Annotated in this window: 1 pseudogene; it reads left to right on the top strand. The window is 62.4% G+C overall.

What is annotated here, in order from left to right:
* Positions 1-1035: pseudogene (locus tag IEV82_RS23445) on the top strand (IS3 family transposase); the annotation flags it as partial.
* Positions 1036-1065: the final 30 nt, after the last annotated feature.

The raw sequence follows: 1065 nt of genomic DNA, 5'->3' as shown, positions 1-1065 counted from the left end.
GCTGCGGCGCTGGATGCGCGAGGCGGCTGCGACACCGACCACGGCGTTTCCCGGGAATGGCCAGCAGCGCGCGGAACTGGCCGAGATTGCAGCGCTGAAGAAAGAGGTCGCCCGTCTCCGGGCGGAGCGTGACATCCTCAAGAAGGCGGCGGCTTTTTTCGCGCGGGAGGCGACATGACGTTCGCATTCATCGCAGGGCACCGGCACATCTGGCCGGTCAGCTGGATCTGTGACGCGTTGGGCGTTTCCCGGTCCGGCTTTCATGCCTGGATCAGAAGACCGATCAGCGACCGCGCGGCTCATGACGCGAAGCTCGTTCAGGCGATAGACAAGAGCTTCAAGGCCAGCGATCGCACCTACGGCGCCCGCCGGGTCTGGCGTGACGTTCTGGAAGACGGTCTCGCATGTGGACTGCACCGGATCGAACGACTGATGCGGATAAATGCTCTGAGAGCGCGGCCGAAGCGACGTGGAAAACCCAAGGACGATGGCGAACGCTCCGTCATCGCCGACAACATCCTCGACCGCGACTTCGCGGCGGACCGGCCGAACCAGAAATGGTTGGCCGACTTCACCTACATCTGGACTGCCGAGGGCTGGCTTTACGTCGCCGTGGTCCTGGACCTGTTCTCCAGGCGCGTTGTCGGCTGGTCCATGAAAGCGGATCGAGACGCCTCACTGGTCATGGATGCGCTGATGATGGCCGTCTGGCGTCGGGGCAAAGCAGACGCGCTGCTCCACCACTCGGACCAGGGATCGCAATACACAAGTGAGCAGTTCCAGCGCCTTCTGCTCGACTGCGGCATCACCTGTTCAATGAGCCGGGCCGGCAACGTGTGGGACAACTCGGCAATGGAGAGTTTCTTCTCGTCGCTGAAAACCGAGCGCACCGCCCGCAAGGTCTACCGGACGCGCAATGAAGCTCGTGCCGACGTGTTCGACTACATCGAGCGCTTCTACAATCCCAGGCGACGCCATTCCAAACTGGGCTACCTAAGCCCCATGGCGTTCGAGGACCGAGCTATGCAAACCTAACCCTGTGTCCACGAAATCGGCAGCAGGCCA

Origin of the sequence: Marivita lacus (assembly GCF_014637725.1) — a bacterium.
In the GTDB taxonomy this organism is placed as follows: Bacteria; Pseudomonadota; Alphaproteobacteria; order Rhodobacterales; family Rhodobacteraceae; genus Marivita; species Marivita lacus.
This window is presented reverse-complemented; position numbering and strand designations above follow the sequence as displayed.